This is a genomic window from Raineyella antarctica (assembly GCF_900092135.1).
GTDB lineage: Bacteria > Actinomycetota > Actinomycetes > Propionibacteriales > Propionibacteriaceae > Raineyella > Raineyella antarctica.
This window is the reverse complement of the sequence record NZ_FMYF01000006.1, coordinates 224,879-248,297: the sequence shown is the minus strand read 5'-3', so window position 1 is coordinate 248,297 and position 23,419 is coordinate 224,879. Positions and strand designations below refer to the sequence as shown.

Annotated in this window: 19 protein-coding genes; 12 read left to right on the top strand and 7 right to left on the bottom strand. The window is 70.9% G+C overall.

Annotation, left to right across the window (positions count from 1 at the left end; genetic code table 11):
- Window positions 1-35: 35 nt before the first annotated feature.
- Window positions 36-1,619 carry a glutamine-hydrolyzing GMP synthase gene (gene guaA / locus GA0111570_RS11260; protein ID WP_092610893.1) on the top strand — a complete coding sequence of 528 codons (1,584 nt, stop codon included), beginning with the start codon at window positions 36-38 and terminating at the stop codon, window positions 1,617-1,619.
- 81 nt (window positions 1,620-1,700) lie between these two features.
- Here guaA and GA0111570_RS11255 read toward each other — a convergent pair whose 3' ends face one another.
- The 3 genes from GA0111570_RS11255 to GA0111570_RS17360 form a co-directional block, all read right to left on the bottom strand.
- Window positions 1,701-2,396 (bottom strand): NAD-dependent deacylase, encoded by a 696-nt coding sequence (locus tag GA0111570_RS11255; protein ID WP_092610890.1) that lies wholly within the window; start codon window positions 2,394-2,396, stop codon window positions 1,701-1,703.
- Between the two features lie 107 nt (window positions 2,397-2,503).
- Window positions 2,504-2,716 (bottom strand): hypothetical protein, encoded by a 213-nt coding sequence (locus GA0111570_RS11250; protein WP_092610887.1) that lies wholly within the window; start codon window positions 2,714-2,716, stop codon window positions 2,504-2,506.
- Window positions 2,716-4,074: a PspC domain-containing protein gene (locus GA0111570_RS17360; RefSeq protein WP_175557457.1), complete on the bottom strand. Its 1,359-nt coding sequence runs from the start codon at window positions 4,072-4,074 to the stop codon at window positions 2,716-2,718. The genes GA0111570_RS11250 and GA0111570_RS17360 overlap by 1 nt, the downstream gene beginning before the upstream one ends.
- A 130-nt stretch (window positions 4,075-4,204) precedes the next feature.
- Between GA0111570_RS17360 and GA0111570_RS11240 the strand changes: the two genes are divergently transcribed.
- Together GA0111570_RS11240 and GA0111570_RS11235 are read left to right on the top strand one after the other, a co-directional pair.
- The gene (locus tag GA0111570_RS11240) at window positions 4,205-5,524 is read left to right on the top strand and encodes an ATP-binding protein (RefSeq protein WP_175557456.1); all 1,320 of its coding nucleotides are present in this window, start codon (window positions 4,205-4,207) and stop codon (window positions 5,522-5,524) included.
- A 56-nt stretch (window positions 5,525-5,580) separates the two neighbouring features.
- Window positions 5,581-6,228, top strand: coding sequence for a response regulator (locus GA0111570_RS11235; RefSeq protein ID WP_092610878.1), 648 nt, complete (start codon window positions 5,581-5,583; stop codon window positions 6,226-6,228).
- A 67-nt stretch (window positions 6,229-6,295) separates the two neighbouring features.
- Here the strand turns inward: GA0111570_RS11235 and GA0111570_RS11230 are convergent, their stop codons facing one another.
- Both GA0111570_RS11230 and GA0111570_RS11225 read right to left on the bottom strand, forming a co-directional pair.
- Entirely contained in the window at window positions 6,296-6,589 is a 294-nt protein-coding gene (locus tag GA0111570_RS11230) for a GlsB/YeaQ/YmgE family stress response membrane protein (protein ID WP_092610875.1), read from the bottom strand.
- Window positions 6,590-6,751: 162 nt separating this feature from the next.
- Window positions 6,752-8,014, bottom strand: a complete 1,263-nt coding sequence (locus GA0111570_RS11225; RefSeq protein WP_092610872.1) for a phospholipase D-like domain-containing protein — start codon at window positions 8,012-8,014, stop codon at window positions 6,752-6,754.
- Between the two features lie 42 nt (window positions 8,015-8,056).
- Here GA0111570_RS11225 and GA0111570_RS11220 point away from each other — a divergent pair, with 42 nt between their 5' ends.
- Window positions 8,057-10,660, top strand: a complete 2,604-nt coding sequence (locus tag GA0111570_RS11220; RefSeq protein ID WP_092610869.1) for a UvrD-helicase domain-containing protein — start codon at window positions 8,057-8,059, stop codon at window positions 10,658-10,660.
- 113 nt (window positions 10,661-10,773) lie between these two features.
- On the opposite strand, the gene GA0111570_RS11215 is transcribed toward GA0111570_RS11220, so the two are convergent.
- On the bottom strand, window positions 10,774-11,976 hold the full coding sequence (locus GA0111570_RS11215; protein ID WP_092610867.1) for a M23 family metallopeptidase: 1,203 nt from the start codon (window positions 11,974-11,976) through the stop codon (window positions 10,774-10,776).
- Between the two features lie 347 nt (window positions 11,977-12,323).
- Here GA0111570_RS11215 and icmB point away from each other — a divergent pair, with 347 nt between their 5' ends.
- From icmB to sucD, 3 genes are all read left to right on the top strand, one after another.
- Window positions 12,324-12,737, top strand: a complete 414-nt coding sequence (gene icmB, locus GA0111570_RS11210; protein WP_092610864.1) for a coenzyme B12-dependent isobutyryl CoA mutase small subunit — start codon at window positions 12,324-12,326, stop codon at window positions 12,735-12,737.
- A gap of 299 nt (window positions 12,738-13,036) precedes the next feature.
- Window positions 13,037-14,260: an ADP-forming succinate--CoA ligase subunit beta gene (gene sucC / locus GA0111570_RS11205; RefSeq protein ID WP_092610861.1), complete on the top strand. Its 1,224-nt coding sequence runs from the start codon at window positions 13,037-13,039 to the stop codon at window positions 14,258-14,260.
- On the top strand, window positions 14,257-15,174 hold the full coding sequence (sucD, locus tag GA0111570_RS11200; RefSeq protein WP_092610857.1) for a succinate--CoA ligase subunit alpha: 918 nt from the start codon (window positions 14,257-14,259) through the stop codon (window positions 15,172-15,174). The genes sucC and sucD overlap by 4 nt, the downstream gene beginning before the upstream one ends.
- Window positions 15,175-15,278: 104 nt before the next feature.
- Here the strand turns inward: sucD and GA0111570_RS11195 are convergent, their stop codons facing one another.
- Window positions 15,279-16,805 carry a hypothetical protein gene (locus GA0111570_RS11195; protein WP_139283221.1) on the bottom strand — a complete coding sequence of 509 codons (1,527 nt, stop codon included), beginning with the start codon at window positions 16,803-16,805 and terminating at the stop codon, window positions 15,279-15,281.
- Window positions 16,806-17,520: 715 nt separating this feature from the next.
- Here GA0111570_RS11195 and GA0111570_RS11190 point away from each other — a divergent pair.
- The 5 genes from GA0111570_RS11190 (at window position 17,521) to GA0111570_RS11170 (ending at window position 23,321) form a co-directional block, all read left to right on the top strand.
- Window positions 17,521-19,092 (top strand): cell division protein PerM, encoded by a 1,572-nt coding sequence (locus tag GA0111570_RS11190; protein ID WP_092610852.1) that lies wholly within the window; start codon window positions 17,521-17,523, stop codon window positions 19,090-19,092.
- Window positions 19,093-19,154: 62 nt separating this feature from the next.
- Window positions 19,155-19,751 carry a phosphoribosylglycinamide formyltransferase gene (gene purN, locus GA0111570_RS11185; RefSeq protein ID WP_092610849.1) on the top strand — a complete coding sequence of 199 codons (597 nt, stop codon included), beginning with the start codon at window positions 19,155-19,157 and terminating at the stop codon, window positions 19,749-19,751.
- Between the two features lie 45 nt (window positions 19,752-19,796).
- Window positions 19,797-21,365 (top strand): bifunctional phosphoribosylaminoimidazolecarboxamide formyltransferase/IMP cyclohydrolase, encoded by a 1,569-nt coding sequence (purH, locus tag GA0111570_RS11180; RefSeq protein ID WP_092610846.1) that lies wholly within the window; start codon window positions 19,797-19,799, stop codon window positions 21,363-21,365.
- 658 nt (window positions 21,366-22,023) lie between these two features.
- A complete protein-coding gene (locus GA0111570_RS11175; RefSeq protein ID WP_092610843.1) occupies window positions 22,024-22,875 on the top strand; it encodes a bifunctional methylenetetrahydrofolate dehydrogenase/methenyltetrahydrofolate cyclohydrolase in 852 nt (283 codons plus the stop codon).
- The gene (locus GA0111570_RS11170) at window positions 22,872-23,321 is read left to right on the top strand and encodes a DUF3017 domain-containing protein (protein WP_092610840.1); all 450 of its coding nucleotides are present in this window, start codon (window positions 22,872-22,874) and stop codon (window positions 23,319-23,321) included. The genes GA0111570_RS11175 and GA0111570_RS11170 overlap by 4 nt, the downstream gene beginning before the upstream one ends.
- The last annotated feature ends 98 nt before the right edge of the window (window positions 23,322-23,419 follow it).

Sequence of the window (23,419 nt, the reverse complement as noted above, 5' to 3'; positions counted from 1 at the left end):
CGGCAGGGCCGCCACGAGGTCCTAGACTTGCCGCCATGGCAGACCAGACCACGAGCGGTGCCGCAGGCGCGGAGACCCATGACACCGTCATCGTCATAGATTTCGGCGCGCAGTACGCGCAGCTGATCGCGCGCAGGGTCCGCGAGGCGCGCGTCTTCTCCGAGATCATGCCGCACACCGCCACCGCCGCCGAGGTCGCCGCCCGCCGACCCAGGGCGATCATCCTCTCGGGTGGCCCGCAGTCGGTGTACGCCGAGGGTGCCGCCCAGGTCGACCCCGCCCTGTTCGAGGCGGGGATCCCGGTCTTCGGCATCTGCTACGGCTTCCAGGCGATGGCCGCGGCGCTGGGCGGCGATGTGGCCCGTACGGGGCTGTCGGAGTTCGGCCGGACCGAGACGACCGTCGTGACCGCGGGGACCCTGCTGCGCGAGGTCCCGGCGACGTTCCGCACGTGGATGAGTCACGGCGACTCGGTGCACTCCGCCCCGGCCGGGTTCACCGCGCTGGCCTCTACGGCCGGCGCCCCGGTGGCGGCGTTCGAGGACGTCGAGCGCCGGTTGGCCGGTGTCCAGTGGCACCCCGAGGTGATGCACTCCGAGCACGGCCAGCAGGTGCTGGAGCACTTCCTCTACGAGATCGCCGGCTGTACGCCGGACTGGACCCCGGCGAACATCGTCGACGACGCGGTCGCGCAGATTCGTACGATCGTCGGCGACAAGCGCGTGCTGTGCGGACTGTCCGGCGGCGTCGACTCCGCCGTCGCGGCGGCCCTGCTGCACAAGGCGATCGGCGACCAACTCGTCTGTGTCTTCGTCGACCACGGCCTGCTCCGCGAGGGCGAGGCCGAACAGGTCGAGCAGGACTTCGTCGCGGCCACCGACGTACGCCTGGTGGTGAAGAACGTCGCCGAGGTGTTCCTCCGCGAACTCGACGGGGTCACCGACCCGGAGACCAAGCGCAAGATCATCGGCCGGGAGTTCATCCGGGCGTTCGAGGTGGCCACCCGTGAGATCAACGCGGACGAGCCGATCGAGTTCCTGGCCCAGGGCACGCTGTACCCCGACGTGGTGGAGTCCGGCGGCGGTGAGGGTGCGGCGAACATCAAGTCCCACCACAACGTCGGCGGCCTGCCCGACGACCTGCAGTTCAAGCTGATCGAGCCGCTGCGCACCCTGTTCAAGGACGAGGTCCGCGCGGTCGGTGCCGAGCTCGGCCTCCCCGAGGCGATGGTGTGGCGCCAGCCCTTCCCGGGCCCGGGCCTGGCCATCCGGATCATCGGCGCGGTCACCGAGGACCGCCTGGCGATCCTGCGCCGCGCGGATTCCATCGCCCGCGAGGAGCTGGAGAACGCCGGCCTCTACCGTGACATCTGGCAGATGCCGGTGGTGCTGCTCGCCGACGTCCGGTCCGTCGGCGTCCAGGGCGACGGTCGTACGTACGGCCACCCGATCGTGCTGCGCCCCGTGACCAGCGAGGACGCCATGACCGCAGACTGGGGCCGGCTGCCGTACGACCTGCTGGAGAAGATCTCCACGCGGATCACCAACGAGGTGCGCGACGTCAACCGCGTCGTCCTCGACGTCACGAGCAAGCCGCCGGGCACCATCGAGTGGGAGTGAGCGGCGGCCCTGCCGGCCGGGGCTCGCGCTGACAGGAGGGGCGGACCAGGTGGTCCGCCCCTCCTGTGCGTCCGCCCCGGGTCAGTGCGACGAGCCGGTGATCTCGTCCACCCAGCTCGGGACGACGACCGTGGCCGGGCCCTCCCGCACCTCGTCGAAGGGCAGCGGCGCATCGGTCGGGACGAGGTTCAGCTCCATCGTGCGGGCGCCGAACGCCTTGGCCATCGCGGCGTAGCCCGCGGCCGGGTAGACCACCCCGGAGGTGCCGACCGACGCGAACATGTCGCAGGCCTCGACCGCCTCCTCGATCCGGTCCAGCTCGTACGGCATCTCGCCGAACCACACCACGTCGGGGCGCAGCATCCGCTGCCCGCACACCGGGCACGGCGGCCGGTCGACCAGGTCACCCGTCCACTCCGGTTGGCCGCCGCAGGCCAGGCACCGGGCCCGGCGCAGCTCGCCGTGCATGTGCACCAGTTGCCGGGTGCCGGCGCGCTCGTGCAGGTCGTCGATGTTCTGCGTCACGACCAGGAGGTCGATCCCCGGGGCACGCTCGAGCCGTGCCAGCGCGTGGTGGGCGGCATTGGGGGAGACGGTCGCGACGGCGCGCCGCCTGGTGTCGTAGAACCGCTGTACGGTCTCGGGGTCCAGGTCGAACGCCTCGGGCGTGGCGACGTCCTCGACCCGGTGGCCCTCCCACAGGCCGCCCGCGCCCCGGAAGGTCGCCACACCGCTCTCCTCGGAGATGCCCGCTCCGGTCAGTACCACGATCCGCATGGCTCGATTGTGCACCGGGTCGCTGTGCCAGGAACTGCCGGGATCAGATGCGGGCGGGATCAGGTGCGGGCGGGATCAGATGCGGGCGGGATCAGATGCGGGCGGGATCAGGTCCGGCTGCCGGCGATCAGCCCGATCAATCCGACGATCACCAGGGAAGCCGGCGCGGCCACGCTGAGCAGCCCGGGATCGATCGGGTGCACCATCCGGCTGAACAGGATCGCGCCGCCGTACATGACGGCCATCAGGCCCAGGACGAGTGAGAGCACGTCGGTGCGCCGGCGGCGCCGACCGGGCGGGGGAGTGGGGCGGGTGCTCATCACGGCTTCACCACCAGTTCGCCCACTTCGGTCGAGGCGTTGATCGTGAGGGTCGGCGCGCCCGGACGACCGGGCGACACGAGCCGGGTGACGCCCTCCGCCGGCGGCTGGTCGGAGGACCAGTCGCCCAGCGTCATCGGCCCCACGGCGACCCGGCCGTGCACGACGACACGGGCGGACTCGGGGATCAGGATCGTCACCGAGCCGGCATTCATGTGGACGTCATAGGTGGTGTCGTGTCGCAGGTCGAGGCCGCGCAGGTCGATCGTGGGTGCGCCGAAGTCCCAGCTGTCGGCGACCGGCATGGTGTCCGACACTACGTACGTGACGCTGTCGGGGGCGACCAGGGGCTGGGGGACCGGGTGGTCGGTGTGGTACGCGCCCGCTGTCGCAAGGAGGGCAAGGATCACCGCGGCGCTGATCAGGCCGCGGGGTCGGCCGACCCAGGCGCCGACCACCAGCGAGCCACCGACGATCACCAGGGCCGCGGCGGCCCCGATGAACAGGGGGATCGGATGGCCAGCCGTCGCGGCGAGGGACAGCCAGGTCCACAGCAGTCCGAGTGTGGTCAGCGTGACCAGGCCAAGGGTCCGCTTGCCCAGCCGCTGCGGGTCCGGCAGGCGTGCCGCGCGCGGGGTGGGCGGCGGCGGTGCGTACAGGCCGATCGGGTCGGGCTGGGTCAGGTAGGAGCTCATCGCAGGATCCGGTGCCCAGGAGGGGGAGGCCTGGGGGCCGGCGGCGGTGGCCCTTCGAGGGTCTTCGGCGCGCTGTCCTGCGTGCGTGCCGGCCGCGCCGGTCGATGCGTCGCCGCTGGCCGGCGGGCGTACGACGGTGTGGATGTCCGCCTCTGTCGGGGACCCGACGGAGGCGGCGCCCTGGGCGGGGGAGCCGAACGGCCGCGCTGGCGGGAGAGCGCCGCCCGGCGACTGCGGGGGCCCCGGAGGCATTGTGCCGCTCGCCCGGTCGCGCCGGGAGTCGATCGCCCCTCGTCCGTGGCGCGGGCGGTACACACTGAAGTAGTAGACCAGCCCGATGACTACCGCGGGGAACGACGAGGTGGGGGTCACCTGGCCGACCGGTATGGCGACCGCAACGAGGACGACGGCAAGGATCGACAGCAGCGCCCAGCGCGGGACGGTGGCGAGGGCGGGGAACGTCTCCAGCAGGATGCCGAGGTCATGGCCCTCGCGGGGGATGAGCAGCCAGCCGGCCACGTACAGGACCAGTCCGATCCCCGAGCTGACGGCCAGCAGGATGGCCGCGACGCGGATGATCAGCGGATCGATCCCCGTACGCTCGGCGAGGGCAGCGCAGACGCCTGCGATCGGGGCCCCGTTCGCAGGTCGATGCATCGTCATCACCGGCTCCATGCCCCCATCCTGTCTCGCCTCCCGGGTCGGGACCATCGGGCACATCCCCCAAATTGTCCTCAGCGGGAGGCGCCGGGTGGGGGGATTGTCGGCGGTACGTGCTTTGCTGGATCCCATCATGGACGTTCTTCCGGCTGAGCACCCGAAGGACCCCGAGGACGGTCGTGGTCGCACGCCGAGCCCGGGGATCGCTGCGCGTGTGCCCGCCACGCGTCGACGCCGCGCCTACCGGGTGGACGACGGCCGCTGGCTCGGCGGTGTCTGCGCCGGCCTGAGCCAGCACCTCGGCTGGCCGGTGACGCTGCTCCGGCTGGCGTTCGTGGCCCTGACCATGACCCAGTTCGTCGGAGTCATCGTGTACGCCGTGCTCTGGGTGGCGCTGCCGCCCGAGCCGCCCCGGGTCGCCGCCCCCGGGCTGGAGGCCGCCGCCCGGACCGGGTCGCGCACCGTGGCCACGCACGTGCGGCGCCGTACGGACGTGGGATCGGCGCTGGCGATGGCGCTCGTCGGTGGCGGGGTGCTGTGGCTGATCCAGATGTCCCGCTTCGGGATGGCCTGGGGGGTGTTCTGGCCGGTCATGCTGGCCAGCGCCGGAGTAGCGGTGATCTGGCGCGAGGCCGACTCGATGGGCACCTGGCGCGAGCAACGCAGCGGCGGGAGTCGTACGGTGCAGCGGTCCCGGGTCGACCGGATCGGCTCGCTGCTCGGCGCCCTGGCCGGACTGATGCTGCTGGCCATCGCCTTCGTGCTGGTGAGTCCCCAGACCTCCCAGGGGAGCGCCTCCCAACTGATGACGATGCTCATCCTCAGCATGGGAGGCGTCGCCGTCGTCGGTGCCCCGTGGTTCTTCCGGACCCGCGCGGAGCTGGACCGGGTCCGGGAGCAGCAGCTCCGCTCCGACGCACGGGCGGACATGGCTGCCCACCTGCACGACTCGGTGCTGCAGACCCTCGCACTGATCCAGCGCCAGGCGGACGATCCCCGGGCCGTGGCCCGACTGGCCCGCCGACAGGAGCGGGAGCTGCGGGAGTGGCTCTACGGTGCCCCTCCGGACGAGTCGACCCTGATCGCCGCCGTGAAGCGGATGGCCATTGACGTCGAGGACGAGTTCGATATCGACGTCGAGCTGGTCACGGTGGGTGACATCGCGCTGACCCCGCAGATGGGATCGCTGGCCCAGGCGGCCCGGGAGGCGGTCGTGAACGCTGCCAAGCACTCCGGAGCACCCAGGGTCGACGTGTTCGTCGAAGTGCTGGAGGATACCGTCGAGGTGTTCATCCGCGACCGCGGCCGTGGATTCGACATCGAGGCGATCGACGCCGACCGCCAAGGGGTGCGGGGCAGCATCATGGAACGGATGGAGCGGCACGGTGGGCGGGCGACGATTCGCTCGGCCCCGGGCCAAGGGACCGACGTACGACTGGAGATGACACGATGACGACCCATCAGTCCGAGCCTGCTGACGCCGACGCGCAGAATCCCCCACGGGAGGGAATGCGGACCGGGGCCCTGCGGGTCGTGGTCGTTGACGACCATGACATGTTCCGCGCCGGGGTGAAGCACGAGATCGGGGCCCACGTCAGCATCGTCGGCGAGGCCGCGGACGCGCCCTCGGCAGTCCAGGTCGTCCTGGACACCGACCCGGACGTGGTCCTGCTGGACGTCCACCTGCCCGGCGGCGGAGGGGTCGAGGTGCTCCGACAGGTCCACCAGCGCCACCCCGACGTCCGTTTCTTGGCATTGTCGGTCTCGGACGCCGCGGAGGACGTCATCTCGCTGGTGCGCGGCGGGGCCCGCGGCTACGTGACCAAGTCCATCAACGCAGACGAGCTGATCGAGGCGATCGAGCGGGTCGCCGGCGGGGACGCGGTGTTCTCCCCCCGGCTCGCGGGTTTCGTCCTGGACGCCTTCTCGGGGTCGATCGACGTGGCGAGCATCGACGAGGAGCTGGACCGGCTCTCCCCGCGCGAGCGCGACGTGCTCCGCCTGATCGCCCGCGGCTACTCCTACAAGGAGGTCGCCAAGGAGCTGTTCATCTCGGTGAAGACGGTCGAGACCCACGTCTCGAGCGTGCTCCGCAAGCTGCAGTTGTCCAACCGGCACCAGCTGGCACGATGGGCGAACGACCGTCGGCTGACCTGACCGGCCCCGAACAGGCAGCGAGCCCCGACCGGTTTCCCGGTCGGGGCTCGCTGGGCAGGAGCAGGTGTCAGACCCGCTTCTTGGTGATGAGGCCGTAGATGAGGAGGACGACGATGCAGCCGACGATGGCCAGGATCCAGGTCCACAGCGAGAAGAAGCCGCTGCCCTGGACGCCGAAGAGGCTGCCGATCCAGCCGCCGACGAGGGCGCCGATGACGCCGAGGATAAGGGAGATGATCCATCCCATCGGGTCCTTGCCCGGGAGGATGGCCTTGGCGATTGCGCCGGCGATCAGACCGATGATGATCAGACCAAACCAGCCAACATTGAGTGCCAGCGGCACGAGAAGCGCAGTAGTCATAACTCCAGATTAGGGCAGCAGGGTGTGTCGACAAACACATCGGGCGCGTGTCGGGTGACGATTGGGTGAACACCGAGGGACACCGCCTAGGGGTCGGGACGGCGGGCGCAGGTCGGGACCGCAGGGATGGTCGGGGGAGGGTAGTCGGGAGCTCGCCCGGACTCAGAGCAGCGGCCGGAGTGGCCGTAGTACGGCCTCGGACCACTTGGCCATCAGGGGTCGGCTCTGCCACTCGTCCAGCGTCAGCTCGCGGCAGTTGGTCAGGTCGGTGGAGAAGATGGTCTCCATCCGCTGCGCCACGGCCGGATCGATGAACTCCACGTTGATCTCGTAGTTCCCCACCAGGCTGAGGCGGTCCAGGTTCGCAGTGCCGATGGTCGCCCACTGGCCGTCGATCGTGGCGGTCTTGGCGTGCACCATCGCCTCCTGGTAGAGGAAGAGTCGTACGCCGGCCTCCAGCAGCTGGCGGTAGAAGCCCCGGGACAGCCAGTCGGCCTCGATGTGGTTCGACTCCGCCGGGATTATGACCCGGACGTCGACGCCGCGCCGGGCGGCCTTGAGCAGGGCCTCGAGCAGGTCCTGGTCGGGGATCAGGTAGGCATGCGTGAGCCAGATCCGCTGGCTGGCCCGGTCGATGGCCTCCAGGTACATTCCCCGGATCGGGTAGCTGGCATAGGCCGGCACGTTGCGGACCACGCGCGCGGAGGTGTGCCACGCCCGTCCGATCGGCTCCGCCAGCAGGGGCTGCCGGGGACCGCCGATGGCGTTCCAGTAGTCGACGAACGCGTCGGCCAGGTCAGCCGCGATCGGGCCGGACAGCCGGGCATGGGTGTCCCGCCAGTCGTTCACGTACAGCGACCCGATGTTGTAGCCGCCGACCCAGGCAGTCTCCCCGTCCACGACCAGCACCTTGCGGTGGTTGCGGGCGAGCTTGCCGAGCCGCCAGCCGCGTGGCCAGCGCAGGTAGATGGGGTGCTGGCGCGCGTGCACGGAGTCGGGGAAGCGGTAGAAGTCCGGGTCGACGACGAGGTTCGCGAACCGGTCCCAGACCACGTACACCTCGACCCCGCGCGCTGCGGCCTCGATGAAGGCGTCCTTGAACTCCTGCCCCAGCTTGTCGCCCTTCCAGATGAAGGTCTCGAAGTAGATGGAGTGCTCGGCGGCGCGGATCGCGGCCAGCATGTCCGCGTACAGGTCGCCGCCGTACATGAAGATCGCGGCCGTCCCCTCGGCGGTGGCGAAGTCGTCGGGCTCGGTCCGGGGGAAGTTCACCGGCCCCTGGCGGCGCTTGCGGAGCCAGGCGACGACCTGGAGCGCGGCGATCGTCAGGACCTGGACCGCGCCGATGACGGCGCCGATCCGCTGCAACACCGTTCGGACCTGCGGTAGGGCAGGTCCGCGGAAGGGGGCGGGGCGCTCTGGCATGCCCCAAAAATAGCGGACGCACCATCTAGGCTGGGCGGTGCCATGAACGATGCTGACACCCCCACCCTGTTCCCCGCCTTCGGCCTCGCCGCCGGCGCTGCTTCCACCCGCCCTGCTGCCCCCGGGCAGTCGCGCGGCGGAGCCGATCGCGGACCCGCCGACCCGCCCGTCCCCGGGGGGGCGGGTGCCGGAGCGCGCCGCGCGCCGCAGGGTGCGGGACGCCGGCGCCCCACCGCGGCGGAGCTGGTCGAGGGCCTGAACGCCCCACAGCGTGAGGCGGTCGAGCACGAGGGCGGGCCGGTGCTCGTGGTGGCTGGTGCGGGGTCGGGCAAGACGCGCGTCCTGACCCGCCGGATTGCCTACCTGGTCGGCGTACGCGACGTCCATCCCGGCTCGATCCTGGCGATCACGTTCACCAACAAGGCCGCCGCCGAGATGCGTACCCGGGTGGTGGACCTGGTCGGTCCGCGGGCGCGGGTGATGTGGGTCTCGACGTTCCACTCGGCCTGCGTACGCATCCTTCGGGCCGAGATCGGCCACTTCGAGCGCTCGTCGAACTTCTCCATCTACGACAGCGCCGACTCCAAGCGCCTGATGCAGATGATCTGCCGGGACAAGCAGCTCGACCCCAAGCGCTACCAGCCGCGGGAACTGCTGAACTGGATCTCCAACTGCAAGAACGACCTGGTCCGGCCCGAGGCCTCCGCCGACCGGGCGCCGCGCGGGCAGGAGGACGTCTACCCCGGGGTGTACGCCGACTACGAGCGTCGCCTGCGTGCCGCGGAGGCCTTCGACTTCGACGACCTGATCATGGAGACCGTACGGCTGTTCCGGCAGTTCCCCGAGGTCCGGGAGAAGTACCGGCGCAGGTTCCGCCAGGTGCTGGTCGACGAGTACCAGGACACCAACCCGGCCCAGTACGCGCTGGTCCGTGAGCTGTGCGGGAACGACCCCTCCGCGCTGCCCGAGGAGTCCGGCATCGTGCCGATCGACCCGCCGGAGCTGATGGTGGTCGGCGACTCCGACCAGTCCATCTATGCCTTCCGCGGCGCGACGATCCGCAACATCCTGGACTTCGAGCACGACTTCCGCGGCGCGCGGACGATCCTGCTGGAACAGAACTACCGATCGACCCAGACAGTCCTGTCGGCCGCCAACTCGGTCATCTCCAAGAACCCCGACCGGCCCAAGAAGCGGTTGTGGTCCGATGCCGGGGCGGGGGAGAAGATCGTCGGCTACGTCGCCGACACCGAGCACGGCGAGGCCCAGTTCATCGCCGACGAGATCGACCGGCTGGTCGACGCCGGCACCACCACGTACGGCCAGACGGCGGTGTTCTACCGGACCAACGCCCAGTCGCGCGCCTTCGAGGACGTGTTCATCCGGGTCGGGATGCCCTACCGGGTGGTCGGTGGCGTCCGGTTCTACGAGCGCAAGGAGGTCCGCGACGCTATCTCCTACCTGAAGGCCATCGCCAACCCGCACGACGAGGTCTCGGTGCGCCGGATCATCAACGAGCCGAAGCGCGGGATCGGGGACCGGGCCCAGGAACAGGTCCAGCACTTCGCCGACCGGCAGCGGATCAGCTTCGGGTCGGCGCTGGAACGCCTCGACGAGGTCGAGGGGCTGGCCACGCGCTCACTGGCCCAGTTGCGTGCGTTCGCCACGATGATGGCCGACCACCGGGCGATGATGGCGGCCGGGGCCGCCGCCGACGAGCTCCTCGCCTCGATCCTGCAGGCCTCCGGCTACGTCGACACCCTGCGTCGCAGCAACGACCTGCAGGACGAGAGCCGGCTGGAGAACCTGACCGAGTTCGTGGCGGTGGCCGAGGAGTTCGTCGCGCAGGCGCACGTCGTCGACATCGACCAGGAGACCGGTCGGCCGATCGACGCCGAGACCGGCGAGCCCCTCGAGGAGGATCCGGACACGACCCCGTCGGCGACGGGCGACCGCACCACCGTCCCGGGGCAGCTCGGCGGCCTGGGTAGCGGTGCCCCCGAACCGGACGACTCGTTGCCGGCCTTCCTGGAGCGGGTGGCGCTGGTCGCCGACGCCGATGCCGTCCCCGACGGGGACACGGACGGGGTGGTGACGCTGATGACGCTGCACACCGCCAAGGGGCTGGAGTTCGACACGGTCTTCCTGACCGGCTTCGAGGACGGGGTGTTCCCGCACATGCGGTCCCTGGACAACCCGACCGAGCTGGAGGAGGAGCGCCGTCTGGCGTACGTGGGGATCACCAGGGCCCGCAAGCGCCTCTACCTGACCCGGGCGGTGGTCCGCACCCAGTGGGGGCAGCCCTCCTACAACCCCCAGAGCAGGTTCATCGCGGACATGCCGGGGGACCTCCTCGACTGGCGCCGGCTGGTCGAGCCGGCCACGTCCTGGGAGACCCGGGCGGCGAGTCGTACGTCCTCGGCCCGCGACCGGACCGAGGGGGGCCACGTCTTCGGGTCCGGGGTGCCGCGGGGGCCGCACGTCGATGCGGTCACCGTGGGAGACCGGGTGCTGCACACGGCGTTCGGCCTGGGAACCGTCGTGGCCACGATGGGCTCGGGGTCCAACGCCAAGGCCGACGTCGACTTCGGGTCACTCGGCACCAAGCGGCTGTCGCTGCGCCACGCGCCGATGGAGAAGCTCTGAACGGAGCCCGCCGGTGACGGCGTGAGCCCGGTTCCCCAAGGGGAACCGGGCTCACGCGTACGTTCAGCAGGTCAAGCGGGACGAGGGCGGCAGGACCTCGTCCGGGTGATCGATCAGATCGAGGCGCCGCGGGCCGCGAGCCAGGAGACCGGGTCGGCGGTCGTGTACGGGTTGCCGACCGTGGAGGCGTTCGGGTAGTACTCCCAGTGCAGGTGCGGGCCGAAGGTTCGCCCGGTCATACCCACGTAACCGATGAGCTGGCCGGCCTTCACGTGCTGGCCGACGCTCACGGCGGTGGAGGACATGTGGGCGTACAGGGTGGCACCGTCGCCGTGGTTGATGACGACGTGGTTGCCGGCCCAGCCGCCACCGTTCGGGGGGGCGATGACACCGTCCGCAGCCGCGTAGATCGGGGTGCCGACCGGAGCCGGGAGGTCCTGGCCGGTGTGGTAGCGCGACCAGGAGCCGACCGCACCGAAGCGCGCGCCGATGGTGTAGCTGCCGCGCTTCATCGGGGCTGTTGCGCCGCCGGAGGAGGCGACGACCGACTGGACGGAGGTCTTCGCCGCGGCAACGTTGAGGGTGCCCGTGGGGGCGGCCTTCGCAGCCTTCTCGGCAGCGGCCTTCTGGGCGGCCTGGGCCGCAGCCTGGTCGGCCTGGTCCTTCTTGGCCTTGGCGAGGCGATCGTTCTCCGCCGAGATCGAGCTCGTGGAGGAGGTCAGCTGGTCCGCGCGGGAGGCGAGTGCCTGCTCACGGGAGGCCTGGGCGGCGGAGTCACTGGCAGCGGAGAGCTGCTTGGAGCGCTCGGTCGCCAGCTGGGCGCCCATCGCGGCATCCAGCTCGGTGCGGGCCGCCGTACGGGAGGTCTCGTCCGTGCTGCGGCCATCGAGGGAGCCGGCCTGCGCCGGAGTGGAGCCGGTGGTGGTGTTGGGGGTGCCGTTCGCGTCAGCGGGGGAAGCGGGGGTGGCTGGTGCGGGCTCGGCGATGGTGGCCGACGCGGTGCTCTTCTGCTGGAGCTCCAGCAGGGCCTCCGGGTTGGCCGCCTGGGCGTTCGAGGTCATCGTCACGGCGCCCGCGACGGCGAGGCCCAGAGCGGAGACGGTCAGCGCCGCCAGGCTCGAGTTGAGCGTGTGGCGGTTGTCGTCCGTGCTCTCGTCCGTGGCCATCTCCGCGTAGCGCGGCGACAGGGACTCGGGCTGCTGCAGACGGTCACGCAGCGAGACCAAGGAGTCCCGGGCGGATCCGAAGGTGTCGGAACGAGGCGCGTCGGCAACGGCGCGACGGGGGTTCGACGCCTTGACGGTGATCCGTGACACGTGGGCTCCTTGTTGCTAACGGCATGACGCCGGTCACGAGACCCTCATGGTCCCCAACCGGCTCCAAGAAACATAACGGATTGGTAAATGCGGTCAAAATCGAGCAGGCCGCCGACGGGGCCGTTTGGGGTCAAAACCTGGCAGACCCGCGCGGTCGCGCCACGCAGATTGTGAACAAGGTCACATAACCCGCGCTGGCTTGCACAGAGTTGCCTCAGGGTGGACACGGTTGCGGTGTCGACATAGTGAGAAACGGGCGGGTCGGGGACCTTCGGGACCCTGGACCGACCCGTGCGAGTAGGAGGGGTGCACCTCCGCACGAACTCGCCCACAGCTAGGCTAGGGGCGTGGATACGAACGCACCGATTCGAGTGGTTGTCGCCAAGCCTGGCCTGGACGGTCATGACCGTGGCGCCAAGGTTGTTGCCCGCGCACTGCGCGATGCCGGCATGGAGGTCATCTACACCGGGCTGCACCAGACCCCGGAGCAGATCGTCCAGACCGCAATTGCCGAGGACGCCGACGGTATCGGACTGTCCGTGCTCTCCGGCGCCCATCTCACGCTCTTCCAGGACGTGATCGAGCAGTTGAAGGCGAACGACGCCGCCGACATCGTCGTCTTCGGCGGCGGCATCATCCCGGAGGAGGACATCCCGCCGCTGCACGACATGGGTGCCGCGGAGATCTTCACCCCCGGGACGTCGATGGAGAGCATCGTGTCCTGGGTGCGCGAGCACGTCGCCAGCCACGCCGCGGCCTGACCCCTGCCCGGGTCCGGCCAACAGGCCGGACTCCGGTCCCGGGACGTCCAGCTGTGGATCTGGCGCGCCCCACTGGACCTGCTCGGACCCTCACTCACTCCTCGTGGCCGGTAGGCCGACTTTCGGGTCGGGCTACCGGCCACGATGCCGTTGCGGCTTCCCTGCAGTCATTCCGCGAGATGGTTTGCACCCTCCCCGCGCCGGTGGACCGTCGCCTAGACTCGGCCACATTGCCGCCCCGCCACGGATGTCGGGGCGGGGCGGGACCGGTGTCCCGTCCACCGAGCGAAAGGATCGCGATGGATCTGTACGAGTATCAGGCCCGCGACATGTTCGAGTCGTACGGTGTCTCGGTGATGCGGGCCGCCACGGCCACCACCGCAGCCGAGGCGCGACAGGTAGCCGAGGACCTCGGCTGGCCCGCAGTCATCAAGGCCCAGGTGAAGACCGGTGGCCGGGGCAAGGCCGGCGGTGTGAAGCTGGCCCGTGATGCCGATGAGGCCCAGGCGGTGGCCGAACAGATCCTGGGAATGGACATCAAGGGCCACACGGTCCACCGCGTGATGGTTACCGAGGGTGCCGACATCGCCGAGGAGTACTACTTTTCCCTGCTGGTCGACCGGTCGGACCGCCAGTACCTGGCGATGTGCTCGCGCAGCGGAGGCGTGGACATCGAGACGCTCGCCAAGGACTCCCCGGAGCTGCTCGCCAAGGTGCCGGTCGACCCGCTCGTCGGCGTCGACGCCGCCAAGGCGGCCGAGATCACCGCGGCGGCGGGCTTCGACGAGGCCGACCGGCCGAGTCTGGAAGCCATGTTCGTGAAGCTCTGGGAGGTCTTCCGCGACGAGGACGCCACGCTGGTCGAGGTGAACCCGCTGATCAAGGCGGGCGACGGATCGATCATCGCGCTGGACGGCAAGGTCACCCTCGACGAGAACGCCGCCTTCCGCCACCCCGAGCACGCGGCGTACCGCGACGAGGCCAACGTCGACCCGCTGGAGTCGCAGGCCCGTGAACAGGGCCTCAACTACGTCAAGCTCGACGGCAACGTCGGGGTGATCGGCAATGGGGCGGGCCTGATGATGAGCACCCTGGACGTCGTCGCGTACGCCGGAGCCGACCTGCCGGGCAGCCCGAGCCCGGCGAACTTCCTCGACATCGGCGGCGGCGCGTCGGCCGAGGTGATGGCGAACGGCCTGTCGCTGATCCTGTCCGACCCGGCGGTGAAGAGCATCTTCGTCAACGTGTACGGCGGCATCACGTCGTGCGAGCAGGTCGCCAAGGGCATTGTGCAGGCCATGGACCTGCTCGGCGAGCGGGCGAACAAGCCGATCGTGCTGCGCCTGGACGGCAACAACGCCGCCGGCGGACGCCACGTGCTGAAGCGGGCGCGCGAGCGCCTGGCTGGCTTCGTGCTCGTCGCCGAGACGATGGACGGGGGCGCCCGGATGGCTGCCCAGCTGGCCGCCGGCGTCGCCAGCATCGACGAACTCCGTAACGCCCGGGAAGGCGAGAACCGATGACCATCCTGCTCGACTCGAACTCCAAGATCGTCGTCCAGGGCCTGACCGGCTCGGAGGGGCACAAACACGGCCAGTTGATGCTCGCCTCCGGGTCACGCGTCGTGGCCGGCACCAACCCGCGGAAGGCCGGCCAGACGTCGGAGTTCTCGTGGGCCGGCGGTCATGCCCTGGTCCCGATCCGTGCCACGGTCGCCGAGGCCATGGAGAAGGACGGTGCCGACGTGTCGGTCATCTTCGTCCCGGCCGTTGCGACCAAGGCCGCGGTGATGGAGGCGATCGATGCGGGCATGCCGCTGATCGTGGTGATCACCGAGGGCGTACCGGTGCACGACACCGCCGAGTTCTACGCCTACGCGAGGAACAAGGGCACCAGCCGGATCCTGGGGCCGAACTGCCCCGGCATCCAGTCGCCGGGTGAGTCGAACGCGGGGATCATCCCCGCCGGGATCACCGGGCCGGGCCCGGTCGGCCTGGTCTCCAAGTCGGGCACCCTGACCTACCAGATGATGTTCGAACTGCGGGAGATCGGCATCTCGACCGCCGTCGGCATCGGCGGTGACCCGATCATCGGGACCACCCACGTGGACGCCCTCGCGGCGTTCGAGGAGGACCCCGACACCAAGGTGATCGTGATGATCGGCGAGATCGGTGGTGACGCCGAGGAGCGTGCCGCGGCGTACATCAAGGATCACGTGACCAAGCCCGTGGTGGCGTACGTCGCGGGCTTCACCGCTCCGGTGGGCAAGACGATGGGGCATGCCGGCGCCATCGTCTCGGGGTCGGCCGGCACCGCCCAGGCCAAGAAGGAGGCCCTCGAGGCCGCCGGCGTCAAGGTGGGCACCACCCCGTCCACGACGGCCGACCTGGCCCGGGGGATCGTGGCCGAGCTCGGCCTGGACCGCTGGGACCGCTGAGGTCCGGCACACCAGAAGGGGGCTCCCGGATCGTCATCCGGGAGCCCCCTTCCAGCTTGCCCAACCGCCACTGCCGGGTCGCGTACGTGGCCGACAGTGGGGGCTCAGAGCGTCGTCGCGAGCCGCTGGCCGGCCCGCTCGGCGATCCCCTTCCACTGGTCGTTGTTGAAGTCGAACGACTGCCCGGTCGGGATCATCGTGTAGATGACCGTGCGGTCGACCTGGACCAGGCCGACGCGGTAGCGCTGCTTGGTGTTCTGGTCGACCTGCTGGGTGATGGTCCAGACCCGGCCGGTGATGGCCTTGTTGTTGGCCTTGGTGTCGATGGCGGCACCCTGCTCGACCTTGGCGGTCAGCATGTTCTTCTCGCACCCGTTGATCGAGGCGGTGATGTCCTTGACGAGGCCGTCCGCGCCGCCCTTGTCCGGGTAGGTGAGGATGTACTCGTCCACGCCGAAGGTGCCCTCGGGGGCGGCGGCGTCCTCCTGCAGCAGGTAGGCGCGGTGCTTGCGCGACTCCGGACCCGCGACCGTGGCCAGGTCCTTGCCCTCGCACTGGCTGCCGAAGAAGTCGAAGGTCGTCGCCACGTCGGTGCCACCCCAGCGACCGGTGCCGGCGGTGATCCGCGGCAGGTCGGCATTGGCGAGGAACTCGGGGTTGCTCGCGGTCTGCGGCGGTACGCCGGAGGAGGCGGAGGGATTGTCGGCGCAGGCGCCGCCGGCGGCCTGGCAGGTGCGCCCCACGACCGTACCGAGCAGCTTGGCGACAGCCGTCCCGTCGGGGGTGGCCTGGGGCTTGGAGGCGTCGATCACGTGCACCACGGAGCCGCTGCGGCTGAGCTGGACGGTGTGGTTGATCGCCGTCTTGTCCTGCACGATCGCGGTGACACCGGTCGCGGCATCCCCGACACCGCTGATGGTCCAGCCGTTGGCCAGCAGCGCGATCGGGCGCGAGCAGTCGCCGAGTTGCTTGCTCCACAGGTCGGTTGCGGACTTGGCATCATCGGCGGAGGCGAACTGGAACGCCTCGTGGAGGACCGAGTTGTTGGCGTCGTTGCCGGCCTGGAGCTTGCGCACCACCGTCGACTGCGCCAGCGGCACGCCCTGGGCGTCCAGGACCAGGCAGGTCGGCCGGGGAGTGTCGGCATCGACCCGCTCCTGGGTCAGGATCTCCGCCCAGGCGGCCTTGCTGTCCAGGGAACGTACGTCGTCGACCGTGAGCATCGAAGCCGGGGTCAGGACGGGCGTGGCCGTGGGGCTGGGGGACTGCCCCGCACCCGGACCCTGTCCGGTGATCCGGCCACGCAGCAGCACCGCGGTGGTGACCACGGCGATCACGACCAGGGCGGCGACCAGGGCCAGGATGAGGTTGCGCCGGCGGTTGTTGCCGCCGTCGCCGGAGTCGAATGCCCGGGAGGGGCCCTGTCCACGTCCGGGCGGTGCTCCCCCCGGAGTCGTCGGGCTCGTCGGGCCGGTCGGGCTCGTCGGGCCGGTCGGACCGGACTGGGCGGTGCCACCCGCACCCGCGGGGCCACCAGGGAAGGCAGCTGCACCGGCGGCACCGGCAGCGCCCCCAACCGCAGTACTGCCCGCGACCGGGGCGGGAGTGGACGGTGACCCAGCTGCCGCCACGGGCGGTGAAGCAACGGGCGGTGAAGCAACGGGCGGCGAAGCAACGGGGGTGGGACTGGCGGCGGGTGATGGCGAGGGCGCCGCGGCCGGGCTTCCGCCGCTGCCGGGAGAACGCCACTTGTCGGCGCCGGGGGAGATCGCCCGATTGATGCCGGTCTCGGTCACTGAAGGGGTCGGCGATGCGGCGGCTGCGGGGGTCCTGGGCGACGGCGAGGTCGCCGGCGATGCCGAGCTCGCAGGTGTCGCAGGCGACGCAGGCGTCTGCCGGGACGGCGACGCGGGGCCGGCCTGCCACTCCGTACGGCTCGGGGCGGGCGGGCTGCTCGGAGCAACGGGGCTGCTGGCGGAGCGGGGCGCTGCCGGGGTCTCCGTGGAGCGGGGGCCACTGGCGGATGCCGGAGCTGCGGGCTGCGGGTCGGGGGCGGCCGCACGACGGGCGCGGCGCGGGAGGTTCTCCGCGGAATCCGGACCACTGCCCGGCGGCGGGGCGGCCGCTCGGCGAGGTCGCGGCGTCTCCGGTACCTGCTCGTCCACGTCAGCCCCTTCCAGTTCTGCGTTCCGGTGCGACACCTCGTGACACCGGCGCCCGCTGGCATGGGGAGCCAGGACGCCGTACGAATCCATCATCCCGGATGGCCAATGGTCATATTGACACTACCCTCTGGGGCGTGTCGAAGCGACCCGCCCGAGCGGTGCGGGCGAGCATGGAGGGGATATGAGCCAGAACCGCAACAGCCCGCCCCGCACCCGTCCCGACCTCGGGGGGCCGACCGGTCACCACCGGTCGCGTCGCGATGCCCGTGCCCGCTCGACCGAAGGCGAACAGGAAGCAGTGGTCGAAGGGGTCACCGGCCTGCGTCCTCCGATCCCGTCCGCGGAGGATCCGTACGTACCTCCGGAGGGGCCCCGGTGGGGCGCGGCGGTCGTGGCCGGCGGGGCGGCAGCCATCGTCGGCTGGGTGCTGCTCGCGGCCCTGTCGACACTGGCCTGGCTGACCGCCCCGGTCGGTTCGTACGGCGGGGTGCTGAAGGTGTCCACCCAACTGTGGCTGGCCGGCCATGGCGGCGGCCTGGTGGTCGGCGCAACGCGGTGGACCCTGGTGCCGTTCGGCCTGTCGGTCGTCCTAGGCCTGCTGCTGGCCCAGGTCGGCATCGCCGTGCTGCGCAGGCTCGGCGAGCCCGAGGACAGCCCACAGGGGACCAGACTGCTGCGCGGCGCACTGATGGGCCTTACCTACGCGGTGGTCGTGGCAGTCACCGGCCTGCTGGCCGGGGGACCGGCCCAGGCGGGCAAGGCCCTCGGCGGGGCAGTGGTGCTCACCGTCCTCGCATCCTGGTGGTCCCGGTCCCGTGTCCGCCTGCGGAACCGCCTGTGGTGGCCGGCGCCGGTCGTCGAGGCCGCCCGGGCGCTGGCGGTCGGGCTCCTGGCGCTGCTCGTCGTCGGCGCCGCAGCCCTGGTCACCGGGCTGGTCGTGCACCGGGGCGAACTCGTGCTGCTCACCCAGGGGATCGGCGGCGGCGCCCTGGGCGGGCTCGGCGTGGTCCTGGCGCAGGCCGCGTACGTCCCCACCTTCGTGCTCTGGGCGATGAGCTACACCCTGGGGGCGGGCTTCGGGCTCGGCGACGGGTCGCTGGTCTCGCCCTCGGACACCCACCTCGGCCTGCTCCCGGGCTGGCCGATCAGCGCGGCGCTGCCCGCGCCCGGTCCGGGAACGACGCTGGACCTGGCCTGGTTGGCCGGCGGGGTCCTTGCCGGCGGCCTGGCGGCATGGGTCTACCTGCGCCGCTCGAGGTGGACCAGGCCGGACACCGGGATGCTCTTCGGCGGCCTGGTCGGGGTCGGCCTGGGCCTGCTCGCCACGCTGGTCGGGCTGTTGTCCCGCGGCGACCTGGGTGTCGCGCGGCTCGCCGGCCTGGGTCCCCGGCCGCTCGAACTTCTCGTCCTCGGTACGGTCCTGACCACCGGCGGCGGCCTGGCGACCGGCCTGGCGTACGGCATCGTGCGCTCGGTGACCGCCCTTCGCCGACGTCGGGCGGCCGCGGCGGCTGCCTCGGCCGACTCCGCCGCCACCCTCGGCGACCCACCATCCTCAGGAATCTCCGAATCCCCGGCCGTCCAGGCCTCGGCGGCTCCTCACGCCGGCGAGGGGCCCAGGCCCGCCACGGTGACGGAGGACGCGCCGGAGGTCAGCGGCCCGGTCCTGGCCAATGACGATCCGAACCCCGTGGACGACCTGAACCCCGTGGACGAGCCGGCCGGACCCGACGACACATCGACTGGCCGCTGACAGACGGCGTCCGTGCCGCGGCAGCACGGGCGCGCCGGGTCGGGGCTGAGTAGGCTGCTGGCGTGGCTTACTCGGTGGTCGTCCTGGTGTCCGGTTCGGGCACGCTGCTGCAGTCCCTGCTCGATTCGTGTGACGACCCGGACTGGGCCGCCGCGCACGACGTACGGATCGTGGCCGTGGGTGCCGACCGCGACAGCGCGTACGGGCTGGAACGTGGCCGCGCGGCCGGTGTGCCCACCTTCGTCGTCCCGTTCCACAAGGGGGACGACCGGGCGGCCTGGGACCGCCGGCTCACCGAGGAGGTCGCCGCGTACGACCCGGACCTGGTCGTCAGCGCCGGCTTCATGAAGCTCGTCGGACCGGCGTTCCTCGAGCGCTTCGCCGGCCGGATGATCAACACCCACCCGGCACTGCTCCCGTCCTTCCCCGGCACCCACGGCGTACGGGACGCATTGGCCTACGGCGTGAAGGTCACGGGTGCCAGCGTCTTCTACGTCGACGACGGGGTCGACACCGGCGCGGTGATCGCCCAGGCCGCGGTACCGGTCCTGCCGGACGACACCGAGGAGTCCCTGCACGAGCGGATCAAGGTCCAGGAGCGCCGCCTCCTGATCGAGACCGTCGCAGACCTCGCCGATCGCGCCGCGGCGGCCCACTGACCTCCCGACCATCCCCACCCGCCGACCCTCACGGAAGAAGGATCCATGTCAGCTGCACCAGAACGACTCCCGATCAAGCGGGCGCTGGTCTCCGTCTATGACAAGACCGGTCTCGAGGATCTCGGCCGCGCGCTGGCCGACGCCGGCGTCGAGGTCGTCTCGACCGGGTCCACCGCCAGGAAGCTGGCCGACGCCGGCGTACCGGTCATCCCGGTCGAGGACGTCACCGGCTTCCCCGAGTGCCTCGACGGCAGGGTCAAGACGCTGCACCCGATGATCCACGCGGGCATCCTGGCCGACCGCCGTCTCGAGTCGCACCGTACGCAGCTCGACGAGCTGGGCGTCAAGCCGTTCGACCTGGTCGTGTCGAACCTCTATCCCTTCCGCGAGACCGTGGCCTCGGGCGCCACCCAGGACGAGTGCGTCGAGCAGATCGACATCGGCGGGCCCTCGATGGTCCGCGCCGCGGCCAAGAACCACCCGAGCGTGGCCATCATCACCGACCCGGCCCAGTACGGCGACCTGCAGCGCGCGCTCGCCGAGGGCGGCTTCAGCCTTGCCGAGCGCCAGCAGCTGGCCGCACAGGCGTTCGTCCACACCGCGGAGTACGACATCGCGGTGGCCTCCTGGATGGGCACCGAGCTGACCGACTCCTCCGCCGGTGACGGCTTCCCGGCCTGGGTCGGGGCGTCCTGGACCAAGCGTGGCACCCTGCGGTACGGCGAGAACTCCCACCAGGCGGCCGCCCTGTACGCCGACGAGTCCGGTCCCAAGGGCCTGACCCAGGCCGAGCAGCTCCACGGCAAGGAGATGTCCTACAACAACTACACCGACGGTGACGCCGCTTACCGCGCCGCGTACGACTTCGACGAGCCAGCCGTGGCGATCATGAAGCACGCCAACCCGTGCGGGATCGCCGTCGGCTCCGACATCGCCGACGCCCATGCCAAGGCGCACGCCTGCGATCCGCTCTCCGCGTTCGGCGGCGTTATCGCCACCAACCGTCCCGTGTCGGTGGCCATGGCCGAGACGGTCAAGGACATCTTCACCGAGGTGGTCATCGCCCCCGGGTACGAGGACGGTGCGCTGGAGATCCTGTCCGCCAAGAAGAACGTCAGGCTGCTGACCGCCCCGGCGTACACGCACCGCGACCGCGACCTGCGGCCGATCTCGGGCGGCGCCCTGCTGATGGAGCCCGACACCTTCCAGGCCGCCGGCGACGACCCGGCCAACTGGCAACTGGTGGCGGGCGAGCCCGCCGACGAGGCGATGTTGCGCGATCTGCTCTTCGCCTGGAAGGCCTGCCGCGCGGTCAAGTCCAACGCGATCCTGCTCGCCAAGGACGGCGCCTCCGTCGGCGTCGGCATGGGCCAGGTCAACCGGGTCGACTCCTGCAAGCTGGCGGTGGAGCGTGCGGGTGAGCGTGCCGTGGGTGCGGTCGCCGCCTCCGATGCGTTCTTCCCGTTCAGCGACGGCCCGCAGATCCTGATCGACGCCAAGGTCGCCGCGATCGTCCAGCCCGGCGGCTCGATCCGTGACGACGAGACCATCGAGGCCGCCAAGGCGGCGGGCGTGACGATGTACGTGACGGGGACGCGCCACTTCTTCCACTGAGCAACCTGCTTGCGCGCAGGCGCGTACGTCCGGGACGGCCGGGTCCACCACTGGTGGGCCCGGCCGTGCTGGTCCCGCGCTTGGTGGGTGCGAGGGTGGTGGGGTGCGAGGGTGGTGGGACCCGGCATCGGTAGCCGGGGACGGGTCTCCTGCGCGCACAGGTGCCGACGATTCCCATGTGCGCCGATCCCCGGCAGAGGGGCCGACGGAACACGGTCGGTGATCCCGGGGAACGTCGGCCCGTGTGATGCCCGCGGACCGCTCTCGCGGTGACGGCTCCGCCGAGTGCTCTGCTGGTGATCGCTCCGTTCGCCGCCGGGGGTGTGCGCTGCCGGTGTTCGCTGCCGGTGGGGGGTGTTCGCTGCAGCTCCGCATGTTCACTGCTCTTGCACGGGCAGTGAGGTCGGCCGGCTGCAGCGAACCCGGGTAGCTGCAGTGAGCCTGTCGCACACCCGGCCGGTTGGCGGGCGGAGGAGCCCCTGATCGTGGCCGAGCCTCCCCGGCGGGAGCCACGCCGGTGCCGGTGCCGGCGCCGGCGCCCGCGGTCGCGGTCCGGTGCGATGGCGGGGGTCCATTCCCACTAGGCTGTGGCCGTGTGTCGTACGGATCGGCCTCGGCCGTACGTCCCCTCTCGACCACGGGGCTGAGGAGTAGTGCGATGACCGCAACCAAGATGGACGGCAAGATCGCCGCGACGGCGATCAAGGACGACCTCAAGGTCCGTGTGGCCGCCCTCGTCGAGAAGGGCATCACCCCCGGCCTCGGCACCATCCTGGTCGGTGACGACCCGGGCAGCCAGGCGTACGTCCGCGGCAAGCACCGCGACTGTGCCGAGGTCGGCATCGCCTCCATCCGCGTCGACCTGCCCGCGGACACCACTGCCGAGCAACTCTCCGAGGAGATCGCCCGCCTCAATGCCGATCCGGCCTGCACCGGCTACATCGTGCAGCTGCCGTTGCCTGCCCACCTGGACGACAACTGGGCGCTGGAACAGATCGACCCCGACAAGGACGCCGACGGCCTGCACCCGACCAACCTCGGTCGCCTGGTGCTCGGCGTCGAGGCTCCGCTGCCGTGCACCCCGCGAGGGATCGTCGACCTGCTGCGCCGCAACGATGTCGAGCTCAAGGGCGCCGAGGTCTGCATCGTCGGCCGTGGCACCACCGTCGGCCGTCCGCTGGGGCTGCTGCTGACCCGTCGCACCGAGAACTCCACGGTCACCCTCTGCCACACCGGCACCCGTGACCTGGCCGAGCACACCCGCCGGGCCGACATCGTCGTCGGCGCTGCCGGCACCGCTGGCCTGATCACCGCGGACATGATCAAGCCCAGCGCGGTACTGGTCGACGTCGGCATGACCCGTACGGACGAGGGCCTGGTCGGTGACTTCGACCGCTCGGTCTGGGAGGTCGCCTCGAAGGTCGCCCCGACCCCCGGCGGCGTCGGCCTGATGACCCGTGCCATGCTGCTGATGAACGTCGTCGAGCGTGCGGAGAAGCTCGCGAAGTGAGGATCGGACGTCGAGCGAACCGCCAGGACCTTCCGGACCGCGACTCCCGGGCCGAGCTCCGGGCCGCTTCCCGGGCCGAGCTCCTGGGCACCCTCGGTCCCGACGAGGTCCGGGTGGTCCCCGATCCGCCTGCCCTCGGCACGATTCCGCCGGCCGGGGTGCCGTGGTCCGGGCCGGAGCGCCTCCGCGCCGATCCTGGGCTCCGGCTGCGCTGGTTGGCAGTGGTGGTGGCCATCATGGCCGCCGGCGTCGTCGTGATCGGCCTCGGTCACTGGCAGGTCGGTGCCTGCATCGTGGGTGGGGGCATGATCGTCGGCGCGGTGATCCGGGCCATCGTTCCAAGTTCCCAGGCCGGCCTGCTCCGGGTACGGAACCGGCCGATCGACGTGACGGGGATGCTGGTCGTCGGGGTCGGGATCATCGTCATGGTCATCTCGAGGCTCTGACCGAGCGGTTCCACCCGCGACGGGCACGAAAGGCGAGCTGCGCCACAACCGGAATACCCAGTAGGAACGCCGAGGGGGCGGGTACGGATCATCGATCG

Bases quoted from the DNA above. Each gene is read 5' to 3' on its own strand.
- guaA (WP_092610893.1), top strand. From the start codon at position 36: ATGGCAGACCAGACCACGAGCGGTGCCGCAGGCGCGGAGACCCATGAC.
- GA0111570_RS11255 (WP_092610890.1), bottom strand. From the start codon at position 2,396: ATGCGGATCGTGGTACTGACCGGAGCGGGCATCTCCGAGGAGAGCGGT.
- GA0111570_RS11250 (WP_092610887.1), bottom strand. From the start codon at position 2,716: ATGAGCACCCGCCCCACTCCCCCGCCCGGTCGGCGCCGCCGGCGCACC.
- GA0111570_RS17360 (WP_175557457.1), bottom strand. From the start codon at position 4,074: ATGACGATGCATCGACCTGCGAACGGGGCCCCGATCGCAGGCGTCTGC.
- GA0111570_RS11240 (WP_175557456.1), top strand. From the start codon at position 4,205: ATGGACGTTCTTCCGGCTGAGCACCCGAAGGACCCCGAGGACGGTCGT.
- GA0111570_RS11235 (WP_092610878.1), top strand. From the start codon at position 5,581: ATGCGGACCGGGGCCCTGCGGGTCGTGGTCGTTGACGACCATGACATG.
- GA0111570_RS11230 (WP_092610875.1), bottom strand. From the start codon at position 6,589: ATGACTACTGCGCTTCTCGTGCCGCTGGCACTCAATGTTGGCTGGTTT.
- GA0111570_RS11225 (WP_092610872.1), bottom strand. From the start codon at position 8,014: ATGCCAGAGCGCCCCGCCCCCTTCCGCGGACCTGCCCTACCGCAGGTC.
- GA0111570_RS11220 (WP_092610869.1), top strand. From the start codon at position 8,057: ATGAACGATGCTGACACCCCCACCCTGTTCCCCGCCTTCGGCCTCGCC.
- sucC (WP_092610861.1), top strand. From the start codon at position 13,037: ATGGATCTGTACGAGTATCAGGCCCGCGACATGTTCGAGTCGTACGGT.
- sucD (WP_092610857.1), top strand. From the start codon at position 14,257: ATGACCATCCTGCTCGACTCGAACTCCAAGATCGTCGTCCAGGGCCTG.
- GA0111570_RS11190 (WP_092610852.1), top strand. From the start codon at position 17,521: ATGAGCCAGAACCGCAACAGCCCGCCCCGCACCCGTCCCGACCTCGGG.
- purH (WP_092610846.1), top strand. From the start codon at position 19,797: ATGTCAGCTGCACCAGAACGACTCCCGATCAAGCGGGCGCTGGTCTCC.
- GA0111570_RS11175 (WP_092610843.1), top strand. From the start codon at position 22,024: ATGACCGCAACCAAGATGGACGGCAAGATCGCCGCGACGGCGATCAAG.